Annotated in this window: 13 protein-coding genes; 3 read left to right on the top strand and 10 right to left on the bottom strand. The window is 41.0% G+C overall.

Annotated features, from left to right (window positions below; genetic code table 11):
- From AC5590_RS17120 to AC5590_RS17105, 4 genes are all read right to left on the bottom strand, one after another.
- A partial coding sequence (locus tag AC5590_RS17120; protein WP_169264734.1) for an AAA-like domain-containing protein occupies positions 1-2,584 on the bottom strand: 2,584 nt, incomplete at its 3' end.
- A 135-nt stretch (positions 2,585-2,719) separates the two neighbouring features.
- Positions 2,720-2,872, bottom strand: coding sequence for a hypothetical protein (locus AC5590_RS17115; RefSeq protein WP_169264733.1), 153 nt, complete (start codon positions 2,870-2,872; stop codon positions 2,720-2,722).
- A 327-nt stretch (positions 2,873-3,199) separates the two neighbouring features.
- On the bottom strand, positions 3,200-5,254 hold the full coding sequence (locus AC5590_RS17110) for an AAA-like domain-containing protein (protein ID WP_169264732.1): 2,055 nt from the start codon (positions 5,252-5,254) through the stop codon (positions 3,200-3,202).
- A gap of 49 nt (positions 5,255-5,303) precedes the next feature.
- Positions 5,304-6,227 carry a nucleoside hydrolase gene (locus AC5590_RS17105; RefSeq protein ID WP_169264731.1) on the bottom strand — a complete coding sequence of 308 codons (924 nt, stop codon included), beginning with the start codon at positions 6,225-6,227 and terminating at the stop codon, positions 5,304-5,306.
- A gap of 25 nt (positions 6,228-6,252) precedes the next feature.
- Between AC5590_RS17105 and AC5590_RS17100 the strand changes: the two genes are divergently transcribed.
- Entirely contained in the window at positions 6,253-6,684 is a 432-nt protein-coding gene (locus tag AC5590_RS17100) for a nucleoside deaminase (RefSeq protein ID WP_169264741.1), read from the top strand.
- Between the two features lie 20 nt (positions 6,685-6,704).
- Here the strand turns inward: AC5590_RS17100 and rbsK are convergent, their stop codons facing one another.
- From rbsK to folB, 5 genes are all read right to left on the bottom strand, one after another.
- Positions 6,705-7,631, bottom strand: coding sequence for a ribokinase (gene rbsK / locus AC5590_RS17095; protein ID WP_169264730.1), 927 nt, complete (start codon positions 7,629-7,631; stop codon positions 6,705-6,707).
- A 284-nt stretch (positions 7,632-7,915) separates the two neighbouring features.
- Positions 7,916-8,974, bottom strand: coding sequence for an alpha/beta hydrolase family protein (locus AC5590_RS17090; RefSeq protein WP_169264729.1), 1,059 nt, complete (start codon positions 8,972-8,974; stop codon positions 7,916-7,918).
- An 88-nt stretch (positions 8,975-9,062) separates the two neighbouring features.
- The gene (locus AC5590_RS17085) at positions 9,063-9,644 is read right to left on the bottom strand and encodes a sugar O-acetyltransferase (protein ID WP_169264728.1); all 582 of its coding nucleotides are present in this window, start codon (positions 9,642-9,644) and stop codon (positions 9,063-9,065) included.
- A gap of 160 nt (positions 9,645-9,804) precedes the next feature.
- Entirely contained in the window at positions 9,805-11,124 is a 1,320-nt protein-coding gene (locus AC5590_RS17080) for a diguanylate cyclase domain-containing protein (protein WP_169264727.1), read from the bottom strand.
- A 1,052-nt stretch (positions 11,125-12,176) separates the two neighbouring features.
- Positions 12,177-12,536 carry a dihydroneopterin aldolase gene (gene folB, locus AC5590_RS17075; RefSeq protein WP_169264726.1) on the bottom strand — a complete coding sequence of 120 codons (360 nt, stop codon included), beginning with the start codon at positions 12,534-12,536 and terminating at the stop codon, positions 12,177-12,179.
- Positions 12,537-12,737: 201 nt separating this feature from the next.
- Here folB and menD point away from each other — a divergent pair, with 201 nt between their 5' ends.
- The gene (gene menD, locus AC5590_RS17070; protein ID WP_169264725.1) at positions 12,738-14,513 is read left to right on the top strand and encodes a 2-succinyl-5-enolpyruvyl-6-hydroxy-3-cyclohexene-1-carboxylic-acid synthase; all 1,776 of its coding nucleotides are present in this window, start codon (positions 12,738-12,740) and stop codon (positions 14,511-14,513) included.
- Between the two features lie 315 nt (positions 14,514-14,828).
- Here the strand turns inward: menD and AC5590_RS17065 are convergent, their stop codons facing one another.
- Positions 14,829-16,916: a S8 family serine peptidase gene (locus tag AC5590_RS17065; protein WP_169264724.1), complete on the bottom strand. Its 2,088-nt coding sequence runs from the start codon at positions 16,914-16,916 to the stop codon at positions 14,829-14,831.
- A gap of 330 nt (positions 16,917-17,246) precedes the next feature.
- Here AC5590_RS17065 and AC5590_RS17060 point away from each other — a divergent pair, with 330 nt between their 5' ends.
- Positions 17,247-18,041 (top strand): TIGR00297 family protein, encoded by a 795-nt coding sequence (locus tag AC5590_RS17060; RefSeq protein WP_169264723.1) that lies wholly within the window; start codon positions 17,247-17,249, stop codon positions 18,039-18,041.
- Positions 18,042-18,190 lie beyond the last annotated feature (149 nt).

Genomic DNA, 18,190 nt, shown 5'->3' with positions numbered 1-18,190 from the left:
CCTGATGCCCTTTGAGTTCAGCAAGCAGCTGACCATTTGTATCCCACACCTTGGCGGTGCCGTCAACTGATGCAGTGACAATGTGTTGACGATCCGGGCTAAATTCTGCACTGATGACCGAGTCCTGATGCCCTTTGAGTTCAGCAAGCAGCTGACCATTTGTATCCCACACCTTGGCTGTCTTGTCAGCAGATGCAGTGACAATGCGTTGACCATCCGGGCTAAATTCTGCACTGGTGACCGAGTCCTGATGCCCTTTGAGGGTAGCAAGCTGGTTACCATTTGTATCCCACACCTTGACTGTCTTGTCAGCAGATGCAGTGACAATGCGTTGACCATCCCGGCTAAATCCTGCACTGGTGACCGAGTCCTGATGCCCTTTGAGGTTAGCAACTAGCTTACCATTTGTATTCCACACCTTGGCTGTCTTGTCAGTTGATGCAGTGACAATGCGTTGACCATCCCGGCTAAATCCTGCACTGATGATCGAGTCCTGATGCCCTTTGAGGTTAGCAACCACCTTACCATTTGTATCCCACACCCTGGCTGTGCGGTCACGTGATGCAGTGACAATCCATTGACCATCCCGGCTAAATCCTGCACTGATGATCGAGTCCTGATGCCCTTTGAGTTCAGCAAGCTCTTTACCATTTGTATACCACACCTTGGCTGTCTTGTCAGCTGATGCAGTGACAATGCGTTGACCATCCCGGCTAAATCCTGCACTTATGATCGAGTCCTGATGCCCTTTGAGATCAGCAAGCTCTTTACCATTTGTGTCCCACACCTTGGCTGTGCCGTCAAATGATGCAGTGACAATGCGTTGACCATCCGGGCTAAATCCTGCACTCCTGACCTCGTTCTGATGCCCTTTGAGGTCAGCAAGCTGCTTACCATTTGTATCCCACACCTTGGCTGTGTTGTCAACTGATGCAGTGACAATGCGTTGACCATCCGGGCTAAATCCTGCACTTATGACCTTGTTCTGATGCCCTTTGAGTTGCGTCCGTTCGTGGATATTGTCAACAATTGTCTGTAAAGCGAGGATGGGGCTAGCAGAAGGATATTTTTCTAAAGGTCGTCCATCCTTTACCAGTTCTTTCAACTTTTGTCCAGCATCCATCGCCGCTAGTAATGCTTCTATTTGTTGATATTCAAACTGTCCTAAAGCTGCAACCCCTGCTCTTTCTAACTCCGTGCCTTCTTGTGCGACTTTGGCTTCTATCAATGCCTGCGCCCTTTCTTGTTGTGCTTGCTTCAGGTTAATTTGCGCCTGCGCGAATTCATACTGTAGACTAGCAGAGATAAATTGATAATCTTGATTGCTTAAACTTCTACCTTCAGCCCATGCCAAAGCATCGTGTAAGTCTTGCCCGTGTAATAAATGTGCAGAATCCTGATTGGATTTCAACCAAGCATCAAAAACCGTAGCATAGAATTCTGGGCGGAGATTTCTTAGCTGTTGATTAACCCAATTGGAATTAAAAATTGACTCGTAAATGCGGTTATAAACTTTGAAATGTCCCAGCTGTTCTACCACCAATCCAGACAACCGTAAGTGCATTTGTTCAGGAGTATCTGCGGCACTAATTCCTCCAAAGCCACCTTGATAAGGAGAGGTCAAAATTTGCTGATAGATTGCCAACAACCTACCTGTCCTCTGTCCGCCTCCTCGTAAAATTCGGTCACGAATCGTTTTTAAATGCTCTGGTTCATCCTGAGATTCCCAATTAGAAATGACTCTAGTTTGCACCAACTCCTCTACCGACTCAGCAACCCTATTCTCTGGAATCTCATCATCAGCATCAAGAATCATCTGGCAAAGTTTTTGAGTCAGAAAAGGTTGTCCGCCTGTCCAATCCAAAATTGCTGCCATCGCTGTTTTTGGATTATTCGTTTTCACCGCCAAACCGCCCGCTAACGGTTTAGCTTCCTGTAACTGAAAACCAGTGAGTTGAATCGCTCTACCAATATTAAAAGGTGTGCGGCGTTTATCTTGAATCAAATCACTGGGAGTGGCAACTCCAAGCAGCGCAAAAGTGAGTCGTTGATAATCTGGTTTTGTCGCCCGATTGTTATAGCATTCACGAATGAGAGCAAAAAAATCATCTCTCTCAAATGTCAGACTCAAAACACTGTCGATTTCATCAACAAAAATTACAAGATTTTTATTAATAGACTGCAATAACACAGTTTCAAGAAACTTACCTAATCGGTTCACTGGAGACAGCAAACCTTCACTTGACCACCAAGTATTTAAATCAAAGTTTTCGTAGAGTTCCAGACTATTGATAATAGCATTAATTATCCCCGCATACCATTGTTCAGAAGTGAGTTCCGCAGTGCCAATGCTTGTAATATCAATATCAACACAGGCAAAACCCTCCGCCTGCAACCTTCGCATCGTTCGTATCTTCAGGCTAGACTTGCCCATTTGTCGGGAGTTGAGGACATAGCAGAATTCTCCTGCCTTCAACGCTGTGTAGAAGTCAACATCTGCCTGTCGCTGCACATAAGTGGGAGCATCATTTGGCAGACTGCCCCCAACTTGATATTTATATGATTGGTGAAATTGTTGATTCATTTGGATGTCTTTTTTTAAATTTTTTATAGATTAGTTAGATACTGATTCTCTTAAGAGAATCCTAGAGAAATTGGAGAAGATTTCTAGCAAAAACCTCACCCTCGCTTGAATCGGCGCTAAAATCTTTCCCTCTCCTTAATAAGGAGAGCCAGTGCGTTGCGGAGCCAGTGCTGCAGGAGGGTTTCCCTCCGTAGGCATCTGGCGTTGGGGTTCCCCCCGTTGTAGCATCTGGCGTGAGGGATGCCCGACAGGGCAGGGTGAGGTGTAAGTCATGAATGCAACACGCATATTAATTTTCTTTTCCTTGTTCTCAGTCTCTGAGAACGAGAAAAGCTTAAAGAGCTAACCAACAATATCTTCTTTTTCATAGGGATCAGACTCATCAAATTATGCACTTAGGGGACTATATGGAAAAAATGGCACTTTTATCGCTTACAGATTTGATGTCTCTGCCGCTAGAGGAGGCAGAGCCTCCCGATAGTGCATTCCCAGCCAGAGACTGGGAACGAGAAAAAATCTTTCCCTCTTTTTCCCTCTCCTTCATAAGGAGAGGGATGCCCGAAGGGCAGGGTGAGGTATAAATCATGAATGCAAAGGATGGGTAGGGTGCTAAACTCATGAATTCCCCCCCAAATGCTCCCGAAAATATAACCGATATAAATCACACAAAGGCATAACATCATTACCTTGAAACTTCACTAACCCCATACTGCGTAACTTAAACGCCAAACCCGTTTCTACCCGTACTGGATGAGTCGCAGCAACAACTTGTTTAATAGCAGTAACTAACTTGCTATCCTCTTGTAAATTCCTCAAATGCCTACGCAAATGATCATTGTAAAAACCTTCTTCTGTAGGAGCAATTTTTAATAATTGCGACAAGCTAATTCTGCCACGAGCAATTTCATGAAGTGCTTTCCTAACTAAATAAGGATGTCCCCCTAACATTGCCATGAGTTTGTTGATTTCTTCTTGCGTCCAATTCAACTTGTGTCGTTGCACCAAATCCTGCACTTGTGAGGAATTGAACTCTGGTAATTCAATTGGCAATCCCACATTAAACGGTGACTGATTAATGTTCAAAGGAATATAAACTTCCTTGGAATGCACAATCACCAAGCGTAGTTTTTTCCAAGTTTCTTTATTCTTAGATGTTTCATGCCAAGCGCGTAGTAAGCCAAAAAATTCTGAGGCGACTTGCGGATATTGAAAAACTTGATCCACCTCATCCAAACCCAATACGATTGGATTATGAATTTCTGAAAGCAAGTATCTTTGAAAGTAGTTTGTACACTTATCCTTGCTACCCAAAACACCTTGCCAATATTCAGTGAGCTTATTTTCAAGATTCAAATCCTGAGCAATGCTGCCACAAAACCACTGCAAGAACTTATCCAGACTGGTGAAAAATTCTGCATCTGCTGATTGAAAGTTCAAATATGCAGTTTGACAACCATGTTGTGTTCCATGATCAAGAACACGTGTCAAAAGTGAAGTCTTACCCATTTGCCGGGGTGCTTTAATCCGAATCAGCGCCCCTGGTTGTAAAATTGTTTCGTAACAATCAGCTTCAGTGGGTGGACGTTCTACATAAAAAGCAGATTGCAAGCTAACTTGTCCTTCTGGTTGTTCAAAACTCCCAAAAGTAGAAGGTGGTTTGGGAGTAATAATATTTGGTGCTTGAGGATTGTTAGGTGTACTTTCACCAAACAACTGCCGAAAGAATTGCCAAATCTTTTGGACAATTGGAGTTTCAGCATCTGGCTTAGGAGAAATTGGGGTAACTTTTGGTGGTAGTGGTTGAACAAGTGTTGACGTTTGAGAGATATTTAAGTATTGCTGCAAGGCTTGCAAAGCAAGAGTCGCATTTTGATAACGCTGACGATAGTCGTTGCGCACCATCGTATCTAAAATTTGCGCAAAACTGGGGCTAATATTAATCTTGTCTGGAAACAAAGCACAATACAACTCACCATTATTGGCATCTCGTGGTAACTGTTTAGGGTGTAACCCAGTCAATGCACCAAAAGCAATCATTCCCACCGCGTAGATATCGCTACTGAACTGGGGACGAGAATAGTGTTGTTCGATAGGCACATAGCCAGGAGTACCAATTGGTACTGTCAGGCTACTTTCACCTTGAGGGTTGACTTTCAAAGCACTGATTTCCTTAACTGCCCCAAAGTCAATCAACACTATTTTTCCATCTTTGCTCCGCCGCATTAAATTCTGTGGCTTAATATCTCGGTGGATGACGTTTTGTTGATGAACAAATGCCAAAACTTCCAAGATATCCTTCAAAAGTTTACAGACAACTTGCTCATCCTTGGATTTGCCCAGAATAATTTCTTTTGTCAAGTCATGCCCATCAATGAATTCCTGAACTAAGTAAAATTCCCCCTTTTCTTCAAAGTGGGCGAACAATCTGGGAATTTGGCTGTGTGCATTGCCTAAGCGATATAGAGTTTGTGCTTCTGTCTCAAATAACCTTTTGGCGATCGCCAAAACAGCAGAACTTAAGTCTTTTGGTTTAAGATGTTTGACGACACACTGAGGTTGTCCTGGTAAATCTAAATCACCAGCCAAGTAAGTATCACCAAAACCCCCACCCCCCAGACATTGGAATATTTTGTATCGATTACGGAGTGTTACGCCAATTAGATGACTCATTTCGTATCTCCTATCTCCTATCTTTTTGACTGGGTAAGTGGTTAAAAATTCAACGTGCCCACTGCTGCAAAATATAAGTGTAAAAAGCTTCTTTATCTACTTGAACCATAGCAAAAATCTTACGCCCTCCTGGCACTATTTGGGTACGTCCTTGACTCAAACCAGTGGTGATAATTTCTGTTTCCCACTCTCGCAATTCATAGAATTCTGGATGAGCAAGATAAGCCGTCGCCAGCACATCCCAGAAATAATAGTCTTGGGGAATAACCAGTGCATAACATTGTCCCGCTAAATCAGATATGGGATGGTGGCGTTGTTTTCCCATTTTGTAAACAATTTCTGATGTCACAGGTACAGTGTTAGTCAAATCCAAAGGACACATGATAATTTCAATTTGGGTTTGCCATATCCGCGCTGCGGAAATTGGATCCCAATACACGTTCCATTCTGCGGAACCATCTTGTCCTGGTTCCCAATTTTTTTCCACATTACCACCAACATTCAAAGCACCTCCCATCCAAACAATTCTTTGAATTTTCGCTTCAATATCCGGTGCTTTATCGAGTGCAGTTGCTACTGTTGTTAACGGACCAGTAACCATTAACGTAACAGGTTCTGGTGCCTCTTGTAACACCTTTATCATAAAATCTTGACCAGGTTCTGCAAGCAGTGGTGTGCGAATTGTTTCGCTTTGATTGAGAATAGGAAGATGATCAACAACAAATGAATCACGGCGATAGAGTTGAGGGAAAGGATTAATACCCCGTACAGTACTTTGAGCAACTCTGATATCAGAACGCCCCATTAAGTCTAGAATTTTACGTGTAGCACTTACGGCTGGTTCGGCATAGCAATCTGCTGGAGTGACGACAATACCTAGTGGTTGTATGTGATCCATAGTCATCAGCAGCATAGTTGCTAGATAATCATCTACACCACCATCGTGATCCATCAAGACAAGTTGTTTAGACATGGAGAATAAAAAAATGAATGAAAAAATGGATGAGTTTATGCAAGCTGCGATCGCACAAGCAAAACAAGGCAGACAAGAAGGCGGAATTCCCATCGGTTCCATTCTCGTCAAGGATGACAAGATTCTCGGCAAAGGACACAACAAGCGTGTGCAAGACGGCGATCCAGTCACCCACGCCGAAATCGATTGCCTCCGCAATGCCGGTAGAATCGGCAGTTATAGGGGTACAACACTCTATTCAACCTTAATGCCATGTTATCTGTGCGCTGGGGCGGTTGTACAATTTGGCATTAAAAAAGTTATCGCTGGAGAATCAAAAACTTTTCCAGGTGCTAAAGAATTCATGGTATCCCACGGTGTGGAAGTGATTGACCTCAATCTTGATGAATGCGAACAAATGATGAGCGAATTTATTGAAGAGAAACCTGAGTTATGGAACGAGGATATTGGCAAGTAGATAGCGGATTTTGGATTCTTTCACGTAACACCTGTTTGACGCAAAAACGCATCAAACGTCATCCTATCTGCAAGCGAAGGTTGCGCCCCTAGTTTGGTTGCAGCCAAAGCACCAGCGGCTGCACCCCAAACCACCGCTTGACGCAAAGAAAGTCCCTCACAAAGCGCCGCAGCCAAACCACCATTAAAGGCATCTCCCGCAGCAGTTGTGTCAACCGTATGAACTGGAAACGCAGGTATAAAAAAGGTGTCTTTTGGAGTGGAACAAACAACGCCTTTGGCACCAAGTTTCACAATGGCATTTTTCACACCCCGTTGCCGTAAAACTTCCCCTGCCTTAATTGCCGACTCTTCTCCATCCACAGAAAAACCTACCAGTCCTCCTGCTTCCACCTCATTTGGTGTGATAATGTCTACCAAAGAGTAAAGTTCATCTGGTATATCCTTCTGCGCTGGTGCTGGGTCGAGAATAACTGTCACTCCAGCTTTTCGTCCAGCTTTGGCAGCTGCGACTACCGCAGGCATAGGAATTTCAAATTGTAAAAGCAGTGCCCTAGCTGTTGGTAATAAATGTGATAATCTTTCCACATCTTCCTGATTAACGCGTCCATTCGCACCAGGAATGACAATAATTTGATTTTCACCCTTGACATCTACAGTGATCATGGCAACACCAGAACTCACAGTTTCATCTACAAACACACTATCTGTTTGGACACCCGATGCTTGGAGACTGTTGACAAGTTCTGTACCAAAACTGTCTGCACCTATGCGTCCTACAATGTGAGTAGGAATTCCTAGTCGTGCTGATGCGACTGCTTGATTGGCACCTTTACCACCTGGTACTTTGAAAAAATCGTGTCCCAGCAGCGTTTCACCTGCAACTAGTAAGCGGGGTACTGTTGCAACCAGATCTATGTTGATACTGCCAAAGACGATAATGCTCATAAACTGACAAAGTGGTGCTGCACTATATTATCTCGCGTTCAGGGGTCAACTCAATTTATGAAAACCCACATAAATAAAAAAACACTGGAGAATTAGGATACTCCAGTGCTTGAAGGCAACAACTCTTACTCAGAGTTAGAATGCCCAGCACAGTATAAATGAAATTAAAGAAATAACAAAAAAGCACTGGGTACGGATAAACCCCAGTGCTTGAGCACGACTTACTATCAATCCAGAATTAGAATACCCATACAATCGGTGTAAAAGTATTTGGAAATAAGTGATTACCAGCTGTTAGGTCTTGCGTGCCTGTGTGGTTTGAGTTTCTTTAGTCCCAACACAGCAGTAGTAGCACTTAGTGTCACCAAACTCCATGTATAAGATGATTCAGGAACAGGTTTAGCTTGACTAATCACGCTCACGTTTGGATCTAGAGCATCACCTGTGGAATACACATAATCAAAAGCAGTTTTGTCATCAAGAATACTGGCACGCAAAAAGAGTCCACTCCAACGGGCAACAGTTTCCACTGCTACACCTTGAGGGATAGTTGGTGTGTTAGGATCTGGTATTGGACCAGTAGGGTTATTAGTATTCGTGATGCCATAGTGGTTAGCACCCAAAATACTAATCAACGCTTTAGGGGGGTTCTGGATCTGCTCGTAAGTTTTTTGAGCGTTAATTGGAAGAGCTCTGCTATCACGAGTTCCCTGTAATAAAGCAAGAGGAATTCCTGAATTATTAATAGGAAAGAACACTCCATTTTGATCACGAAGGTTTGTACCAAAAAACGCTCCTGCTAAAAGTTCATTTGGTCGGTTGAAGGAACCTTCACATTGAACAGGGGAAAGGCAGAGATTTGCAATAGCAAATAACCCGACTACACCTCCTGCGGAGTGACCGAGTAAGCCTAGTTTTTGTGTATTAACAACACCAGCAACAGGCGAAACAGAATTGGAATTTTCTGTTTTCATCTGTACAAGAACAGCGTCAATTTGTGAAGTTTCTGGTAGCAGTCCCGTGAATCCGTACTGGGGAAGAGATCTTGGGTGATTGGGTACAACCACTACAAATCCGTAGCGAGCTACTATACTGGCATATTCTGAGTAATCTGATTTATCGACATTTGCACCTTGCAATAACAGTGCAACAGGAAAGGAGTAGTTGCCAGTTTTCAGGTTCGATGGGTTGGGATAGTATATATCAGCTATGTCATTATTAGCGGAGATTGTCGTACTGTAGCGAGCCACATCATTAAAGGTTGCAGCCGCTGCTACTTTCGCTGTACCGCAGAATATCAATGCTGCACCAGCAGTCACTGACAAAGCTTTGATGGTAACCAAAAAAACTACTCCTTCTCTAAATACACTTATACATATTAGTTGTCATAATATCTGATAGCGCAGTTAGAAACAATTGTTATTTAAGAGATTACAAGTGTCGAATGACTCTACAGGGATTGCCAACTGCAACAACATTTGCAGGTATATCTTTGACAACAACACTACCAGCACCAATAGTAGTATTGTCGCCAATTGTCACACCAGGACAAATAATTGCACCGCCACCAATCCAGACATTATTACCAATTGTTATTGGCGCAGCGAGTTCTTTACCAGAAAGGCGAATTTCTGGATCTGTTGGGTGATATGCCGTGTAAATTTGAACATAGGGAGCACACAAAACGTTGTCCCCAATATGAACTGTGTTACAGTCTAGAATCACACAGCCAAAATTCATATAGAATTGATCGCCTGCATAAATATTTTTACCATAGTCACACTGAAATGGTGGCATGATATTAATATTTTGTCCTACTTGACCAAATAATTCTTGTAAAATTTGCGTTCGCAAAGCGTGCGCTCCGCGCGCTCGCTCCTCCAATTGTTCTTCGGTTGTAGAGTTATACTTTCTCAGTAGACTAAGTGCAAAGTTTCTTCCAGCAATCAATTCTGAATCGGAAGCAAGATACAATTCGCCTGCCAGCATTTTCTGTTTTTCTGTTTTTTCCATAACAGAATTTCTTATTTTTGATTATGATACGACAAACATCGCCCCAATCTATCAAATTGTCAATATTAACTAAAAATAGATCATATTCCTATTTTTACAAATACCAAGATTGATTTTTTCTATTACTGCATAATCACGAGCAGTTACATATTCGTACTAATTATTTTTTGCGTCTATTCATCTGGTATAAGTTCTGAGAATTAAATACAACATAACGAGCTTTTCCCTGTTGCTTTGCATCGTACATTGCCATATCAGCATCCCGTAGTAAGCTTTCTGGCTGTTCATAATTAGAACAGCTTAGAGCAATACCAATGCTAGCTGAAATTGAGATTTTATATTCTTCTATGTAAATTGGTGATTTTAAAGCTTCTTGAATACGCTGAGCAACATTTATTGTATCAGAAAGATCTTTAATATCTTCGATGAGAATAGCAAACTCATCACAACCAAATCGCGCTACAGTATCGGCACTACGTAAGCATGATTCTAAACGTCGAGCAATCTCTATCAAGAAATTATCACCCGCACTATGCCCAAAAGTATCGTTAATTCCCTTAAAGCCATCCACATCTAAAAACAAGACAGCATAGTTCTCATTGTTCCGTCTTTTTCGACGCTCAAATACTTGGCTTAGTCTTTCCAAAAATAAAACTCTATTCGGTAGTCCTGTTAACGCATCATAAAAAGCATTCCGTACAAGTTGTGCTTCTGTTTGTTTGCGTTGAGTTATGTCTTGAAAAACGACAACTGCACCAATAAGACTACCATCATCATCGCGGATGGGTGCAATATTTCCCCCAATTTGGATTTCGGTATGATCTTTAGCAATCAATGTTAAAGTTTCTGGTAAATTCAAAACCACACCCGTCTGTATAACTTGTGTAGCTAAATCCTTGCGCAAAATACCTGTATCTTTATCAACTAAACTTAATATTTCTGCTAAATTTTTAGTCACCGCTTCTTCTTGTGTCCATCCTGTTAGTTCTTCTGCTATTGGGTTCATTAGATGAATACAACCACAAGTATCTGTGAGCATGACTGCACAACCCATACTTTTAAGAATTGCCATAAAGTTTTGCTGTTGTTCCTGAAATTGTTTTTTCGTTTGATGCTTGTCAACTGCCATTTCTATAGCAATCTGTAGGTCTTGTTCGGCTACTGGTTCATTAATATAGTTCAAAGATTCTGTTAGTTTTCTTTCTATTTTTTTTATTATCGAATATCTTTCGGTTAAAGATAAAACTGGAACTTGATAATCATTCATAATAACATCAGCCAATTTAACGTCGTCTTTTTTTCCGGATAAAGAAATATTAAATAATACTAAATTTGGATTAATTTCTTCCATTTTTTTTACTGCACCCTCTTCATCTTCAGTTATTTCGGAAACAAAGTGACCTAAGTTTTGCAATAATTTTTTTATATCTAATGCCTTTTTTTTTTCATACTCGACCACTAAGATTTTCAAACGACACATATAAAAAAGACCTCTAGCTAAAGTTATATTTTACGCTGTAGTCACTTAATTGAAAGAAAGTTATTCTATCATAATAAGTTTTTCAAAATATGTAATGAATGTTTTCAAAAAATATCGCTTTTGTCAATCATGATTATGCTGAGAGAAAAGTAAAAAAAGTATCCAAACCATCTTTGTACTTAGTCTTAATACTCCGAACAAATAATGAGTACAAACATTACTAAATCTATCTACGTAATCAAAAATAGTAAAATACTCGGCAATTTTATACATTTCAAGAAGACAAACTGTTGAGCTACACAGTAGAATACTCAAGTTTTGTAGAGAATCTTCAAAACACGTAAATTTTTCCTGATATGCTTAGTAACTGCTTATTTGGAAACTCAAATATTGTTCAAATAAAGTTTTTTTGACAAGAAAGCTAATTGCATAATTTTGTACATTTAATATCAAGTTATTATCGCATTCAATATCAAATTAATAGATTTGTATTTGGATAGCTGCAAAGATAGCGGTTGTCAAAGCAATGTTTTGTAAAGATAGAGTAGTTTATTGAAACTTTTCAGATTTTATAAGTATATAAAAACGCACATAGCGAGTTAAGTAACACATATGTTTGTATAAATTTCAGCAAGTTAATAAGTCAAATGTTATACTATGTATAGCAGCTATATCTAAAGGGAACTGCCAGAATGCCAAAATAAGAACAATTGCACTACTCCTTAACTGAGGACAACAAATACTGGGTTTTGTTCCTACTCAAGTTAAGAGTTATAGAAGCAGGAGTTCTTAAGAGCAACTTTGAGAATCCCTCAACAGACCGTGAAGTTGATGAGAGAAGGTGTCAAGGAAATTAACAAGATTTTCTTTTGTGCTGGCAAATATGGAAAGTAAAAATCAAGTTTTAGGTATTATTGAGATGAAGTCTCAACTATTAATTTCATTTAGTTCTAGTTAATTCAATGCTGATTGTGCCGCCAAAGTCTGGAATGGGTGCAGCAGGTTTTTTTTAAATAACTTGAACTTGTATCAGGCGATCGCTTGAGGCCAATTCATTTAGTTCTAGTTAATTCAATGCTGATTGTACCGCCAAAGTCTGGAATGGGTGCAGCAGGTTTTTTCAAAATAACTTGAACTTGTACCAGGCGATCGCTTGATGCCAAAATAGAATCTGCAATAGCGCCTGCTAGACGTTCTATCAGAAGAAACTTTGATGTCTTGACCAGATTTTGCACCAAACTGATAGTACTACGGTAATCGATAGTATTTTCTATCGCGTCAGTTTCAGCAGCTTGTGAAAGATCTACCCATAATCTGACATCTACCTCAAACCATTGTCCTAACACCTGTTCCTCTTGCAGGTACCCAGTGTAGCCATAGGAGCGAATTCCCGTCAAATGAATGCAGTCCATAAAAATAGTCCTAAGTTAGTACTTTGAGTGTTCAACAGCTTATTGGCCTTCCTGATTCATCTACGATAGGAAGGTTGGTTGAAATATACCAGAAAATTAGGATGATCAGATAACTCACTAGACAATCAGTTTAAAATGACACGCTCTTGTTGACATATCTGTTTGAACTAAAAACTCAGGACATTTGGACTTTCAAGGTTGATGGTAATTGATTTTAGAAACATTAATACTGTATGGGCGTCGATTGCTGCCCAGACATTAAAGCGCCTAGGATTAACTTGTGTTGTGATTTGTCCGGGTTCGCGTTCCACATCTCTAGCAGTCGCCTTTGCCCAACAATCACCTGATATTGAGGCAATTTCTATTCTTGATGAACGATCTGCAGCTTTTTTTGCCTTGGGTCAAGCAAAAGCAACCGGACGCCCCACAGTCGTTATTTGTACCTCTGGGACAGCAGGAGCGAATTTTTACCCGGCGGTGATTGAAGCAAAAGAAAGTCGTGTACCTTTATTGCTGTTTACCACAGATAGACCACCTGAGTTACGAGATTGCCATTCTGGTCAAACTATAAATCAGCTGAAATTATACGGCAATTACCCAAACTGGCAGACAGAGTTAGCAATTCCCTCTGTGGATATGGGAATGCTTGCTTATTTGCGACAAACGATGATTCATGCGTGGGAACGTTCACAAACTCCTGTACCCGGACCTGTGCACCTCAATTTTCCCTTTCGCGACCCCCTTGCACCCATCCCCGATGTAGAAATGTTGCATACAACATCTTTACAATTGTTACAGTCCGAATTTGATACAGAAGACTTTTTTTCTGGGATAACGACGATCTCTCCATCTGTTTATCTTCCCAATTCTTTAAATCTTCCTTTCCAACAGTGGTTAAAAACTCAACGAGGAATTATTATCGCGGGTGTTGCCCAACCGCGAAAACCTCAGGAGTATTGTCGTGCGATCGCCCAACTCTGTGAAACCTTAAAATTCCCAGTTTTGGCAGAGGGACTCTCTCCAGTCAGAAACTATGCTGACCAAAATCCTTATATTATTTCCACTTATGACCTGATTTTGCGGAATCAGGAATTGGCAAAACAGCTAGCACCAGAAGTGGTGATTCAAATTGGTGAAATACCCACCAGTAAAGATTTACGTAACTGGTTAACTTCTACCCAAGCACAACGCTGGATTATTGACCCAAGTGACCAAAACCTCGACCCTCTTCATGGTAAGACAATTCACTTACGGATAAGCGTAGAAGAATTGGGGAGATTGGGAGCAGGGAAAGAAATAACTCCCTCATCTTCTTGTGAGTATCTTCAACTATGGTCTACAGCAGAAGCAAAAGTCAGGGCGAGTGTTGACGAAACTTTGACAACAATAGAGGAGTTATTTGAAGGCAAAGCAGCTTGGTTACTTTCTCAGACATTACCACCAAGAACACCTATTTTTATTGCCAACAGTATGCCAGTGCGGGATGTCGAATTCTTTTGGAAACCGACTCACTCACAAGTGCAACCCTTTTTTAACAGAGGTGCGAATGGCATTGATGGCACATTATCCACAGCTTTGGGAATTGCCCATCGCCAACAAAGCAGTGTCATGTTGACAGGTGATTTAGCCTTATTGCACGATACAAATGGTTTTTTAATCAGAAATAAATTTGTTGGACATCTCACCATTGTGTTAATTAACAACAATGGTGGTGGAATTTTTGAAATGTTATCCATTTCAAAATTTGAGCCACCCTTTGAAGAATTTTTTGCAACTCCGCAAGATATTGATTTTGCTCAACTCTGTGCTACTTATGGTGTTGAACACGAATTGATAACTTCTTGGAAACAGTTACTCTCAAGATTAAACCCACTGCCCAACAAGGGAATTCGGGTTTTAGAGTTGCGGACAAATCGCAAAGCAGATGCTAAGTGGCGCAAGGAGAATTTAGGGCAATTTGCAGCAGAATTGGCTTAGATTTTGACCAGAACTAGGGGATAGGGGAGTGGCGGTGGAGAGCTAGTGCCTCACCACCGCACTGGCTCACTTTTTACCTCAGATCTTGCACCATTATTTTCGCCCGCCAAGAAATAAATTTCTTGGCTCAAAGTTCAAGTCCGTTAAAACGGACTCTTGTTAGTCTTTGAGTCCGTTTTAACGGACTTAAGCTATTAGCCTTGAACTTCAGTTCAAGGTGTGCTCAGGTGGAGATGCAAGATCTGAGTTACTTGGTTCTTTTTACTTGTCTGACACCCTTACACCCTTACACCCCTACACCCCTAGTCCCGCTAATTACGCCGCACCCTGTGCAAGAGCCATTGCTCTCCTAACAGCAGCATCGGCATTCACAAACCCGTAACCGTACTCTGTATCATAGCCAGATGCACCCAAGTCGTAAGCAGTTTGTGACAGAATCGTCTTGATTTGAGTAGCAGTGAGATTTGAATTCACACTCCACACTAATGAAGCAACTCCTACCACATTTGGCACTGATGCTGAAGTGCCATTGAAACGTTGATCATAGTCGAACGTAAAACCATTAGAAGACTTGGTAGCATTGGTTGTGAGGTACTCAGATGGTGCCATGACACTCAGACCATTTCCTTTATTGGAACCCCATCCTCCTTGATAGGAAATCCGTGTTCCAGGTGTTGTGGGATTGCCATTCCAGTCTTTAACTCCCCAAGAACCACCGACTGCTAGAACATTGAGATAGTTATTCGCTAAGTCGGCAGGACTTTCAAGACTATTGGCGTTAGTATTTCCAGCTGCAACCACAAACAAGGCTGTATTTTGGTTATTAGCAATCAGTTGCTCAAATTGTGTTGAACTACCACCAGTCAAGCTGAGGTTCACTACCAGACGCTGACCTTTACTATTTGCTTGATTAATCAGCGTTTGTGTCGCACTCACCAAATCGTAATCTCCAGGATCACCACCCATAACATCGATATGGAAAATCTCAGAATTCCAGTTGATACCACTCATCCCGATGCCATTATTGCTCGCCGCCCCAATCACTCCTTCAACTTTTGTACCGTGGGCAATGGAGTTAGTCATTTCGTCCAAGTAGTTATTACTTATTACATTGGGGGAACGTAAATCAGGGTGAAGAACACCATTATTGGCAGCCAAACCCGTATCTTCAATTCCAATAAGTACTTTGTCCGAACCTTTGGTCAAACGCCACGCATCTTGAACACCCATCATATGTAGGTTCCATTGTTGCCCAAACAAAGGGTCATTAGGTGTTACTGATAAGTTGATTGTTTTGTCTGCAAATTTAATCGCTTCAATGCCCTCAAATAAAATTTGTTTACCGTTGCTTAATGTTATGTCATCAAATAAGCGAGTACCATTGCCTGGGTTATACATGACACCCCCTGTGGACTCGACTAACTTGATTGTGGCACTTGTAGAAGAAAATGTAGATAAATCCAATAAGTCTCGCCCACCACTGCCATAGTCAACGTTGCCATTTCCAGAGTATATTGTCCGATTGTACGTAGACTGGTAAGTAAAGGTATCTGATCGAAGAGTTCCCTTGACATATTGCGTGTTGCTATCAGGGAATACAGATGTAATTACAGAAGCAGCTAGTTGTTGTACACCGTTGGAAATGGAAGATAATGTGCCACTATCAGTGGGAGTGGGTATTGTTTCATCACCAGATACACCGGTTGCTGACAAAGTTAGGTTGTAGAAACTTTCACCATGTTCGTACGAGTTGACGCGTACATAATATGTTCCTGGGTTTAAAGTACGATTTATTGATTGATTTGTGATACCAACGTTAAGGGAGTTTGCAAGTGTATTGCCATTACCATCTAGCAGTTGCACCTGTGCATCATCACTCAAGCCACTAAGTCCTAATTTGAAATCACTCTTGGTATTGAGTGCAAATTTGTAGTAATCATTTGTATCTGATATACCTACCCAATCACTGTAGTTTTTTGCTTTGGAATGAAGAGTAATTTGACGTGCATTTTGTAAAGAATCTCCAGCATAATCAATGGGCGTTGCCGAAACAGCCAATTTGTAATCAGTTTCTAAACCTTCATCGATAGAGACTTTGACATAATACAAACCTGCATCTAAGGTTTGGTTAATCGATTCAGCCTTCGCGCCACCGAAAACAGAACTACTTATGACTTCACCGTCATCTACAACAGCATTTCCATTTGAATCTCGAATCAAATCTACCTGTGCATTTGCGCTTGAGTCTTCTAATTCAAGGTTAAAACTACTACGACCTTTCAGATTAAAGCTGTAGAAATTGCTGTGAGCGGAATTTAATGTATCGCTAAATATTTGAGGATTGACGCCTGTATTTAAGTTTTTAGCAGTCTCTAGAGAGCTTTCAGAAAAAGTCGTTGACATAGGTGAATCAGTTTACTATCTGTATATATTAGGTCAATTCTAATATCGTATTATTTCATGGCAAAAATTATACTTATGTAGATATTTACTGAAAAAATAGAAAATTTTTACTGATTCTTCATAGAATTGATAAATTCTAAGAGTGTTTTCTCTGAAAAATTAACAAAATCTGTGTTGTAAACAGTTGTAATATAAAATACGTAATCAAACCGGATTCCTAGAGTGTATTTTCCGTGACTAAGGATTTTTAAGTAGTAATCAAACTTGTTCTAAATTAGTTATTCTATTGGTACTTTGGCAAAATACTTCTAAAAAAGCTGAGTTGATACAATGTTTGATTCGATAAACTCTCTAAATCCTTGGCTGGTTGGAGTCGGCTTGAACTCTGTGCTATTACTTGTAGTTTGGATTGCCCCCAAAAAGTTGCTTACTCCATCTGGAGTGTTTCACGCTTGGCTACTTGGTGTGCTGATTTGGGCAACACTGGGGTGGGAAGGATATGTAGTCGTGATGTTTTACTTTCTTGTTGGTTCTTTGATTACGCGCGTAGGTATGGCGCAGAAGGAAGCACAAGGTATTGCAGAAAAACGTTCTGGTGCAAGAGGTCCAGAAAATGTCTGGGGTTCTGCTTTAACTGCGGCTTTGTGTGCGTTAGGAGTATGGGCGACAAGTTCGGGAATTATTCCTACACCTCAAAATTTACATCCCACGCCAACTACTCTATTGTTGCTGGGTTATGTGGCGAGTTTTTGTACAAAGCTTTCTGACACCTGTGCAAGTGAAGTGGGTAAGGCTTATGGTAAAAGCACTTTTCTGATTACCACGCTACAACCAGTCGCACGCGGAACCGAAGGCGCGGTTAGTTTGGAGGGAACTTTAGCTGGTGCGATCGCCTCACTCGCCCAAGCACTACTCGGTTGGGGAGTCGGTTTGATAGATTTCTTCGGTGTTTTTTGGTGTGTTGTAGCAGCGTTTGTAGCTACGAATTTAGAAAGTGTGATTGGTGCAACACTGCAATCTCGCTTTAATTGGCTTACTAATGAAGTGGTGAATATTTTAAACACATTGATCGGCGCAACTACTGCAATTTTGCTTGCCTGGATATGGGCACATTTCATTGCCTAACATTTTTATAAAAATCTTGAGTTTTTTTTAGCAATCTCCTGGTGAATTATCACTCTTGATGAAAACTAGTTATAATTGCAACACTATTTTTTCTATAAAATTGTCAATTCAAATGCAATTTTATAGAAAAAATAGTTGTATGTTGTTTT

This window comes from Brasilonema octagenarum UFV-OR1 (assembly GCF_963888615.1).
GTDB lineage: Bacteria > Cyanobacteriota > Cyanobacteriia > Cyanobacteriales > Nostocaceae > Brasilonema > Brasilonema sennae.
This window is presented reverse-complemented; position numbering and strand designations above follow the sequence as displayed.

Excerpts from the sequence above, each read along its gene's own strand:
- AC5590_RS17115 (WP_169264733.1), bottom strand. The coding sequence starts at position 2,872 with ATGCGTGTTGCATTCATGACTTACACCTCACCCTGCCCTGTCGGGCAT.
- AC5590_RS17110 (WP_169264732.1), bottom strand. The coding sequence starts at position 5,254 with ATGAGTCATCTAATTGGCGTAACACTCCGTAATCGATACAAAATATTC.
- AC5590_RS17105 (WP_169264731.1), bottom strand. The coding sequence starts at position 6,227 with ATGTCTAAACAACTTGTCTTGATGGATCACGATGGTGGTGTAGATGAT.
- AC5590_RS17100 (WP_169264741.1), top strand. The coding sequence starts at position 6,253 with ATGGATGAGTTTATGCAAGCTGCGATCGCACAAGCAAAACAAGGCAGA.
- rbsK (WP_169264730.1), bottom strand. The coding sequence starts at position 7,631 with ATGAGCATTATCGTCTTTGGCAGTATCAACATAGATCTGGTTGCAACA.
- AC5590_RS17085 (WP_169264728.1), bottom strand. The coding sequence starts at position 9,644 with ATGGAAAAAACAGAAAAACAGAAAATGCTGGCAGGCGAATTGTATCTT.
- AC5590_RS17080 (WP_169264727.1), bottom strand. The coding sequence starts at position 11,124 with ATGTGTCGTTTGAAAATCTTAGTGGTCGAGTATGAAAAAAAAAAGGCA.
- folB (WP_169264726.1), bottom strand. The coding sequence starts at position 12,536 with ATGGACTGCATTCATTTGACGGGAATTCGCTCCTATGGCTACACTGGG.
- menD (WP_169264725.1), top strand. The coding sequence starts at position 12,738 with ATGGTAATTGATTTTAGAAACATTAATACTGTATGGGCGTCGATTGCT.
- AC5590_RS17065 (WP_169264724.1), bottom strand. The coding sequence starts at position 16,916 with ATGTCAACGACTTTTTCTGAAAGCTCTCTAGAGACTGCTAAAAACTTA.
- AC5590_RS17060 (WP_169264723.1), top strand. The coding sequence starts at position 17,247 with ATGTTTGATTCGATAAACTCTCTAAATCCTTGGCTGGTTGGAGTCGGC.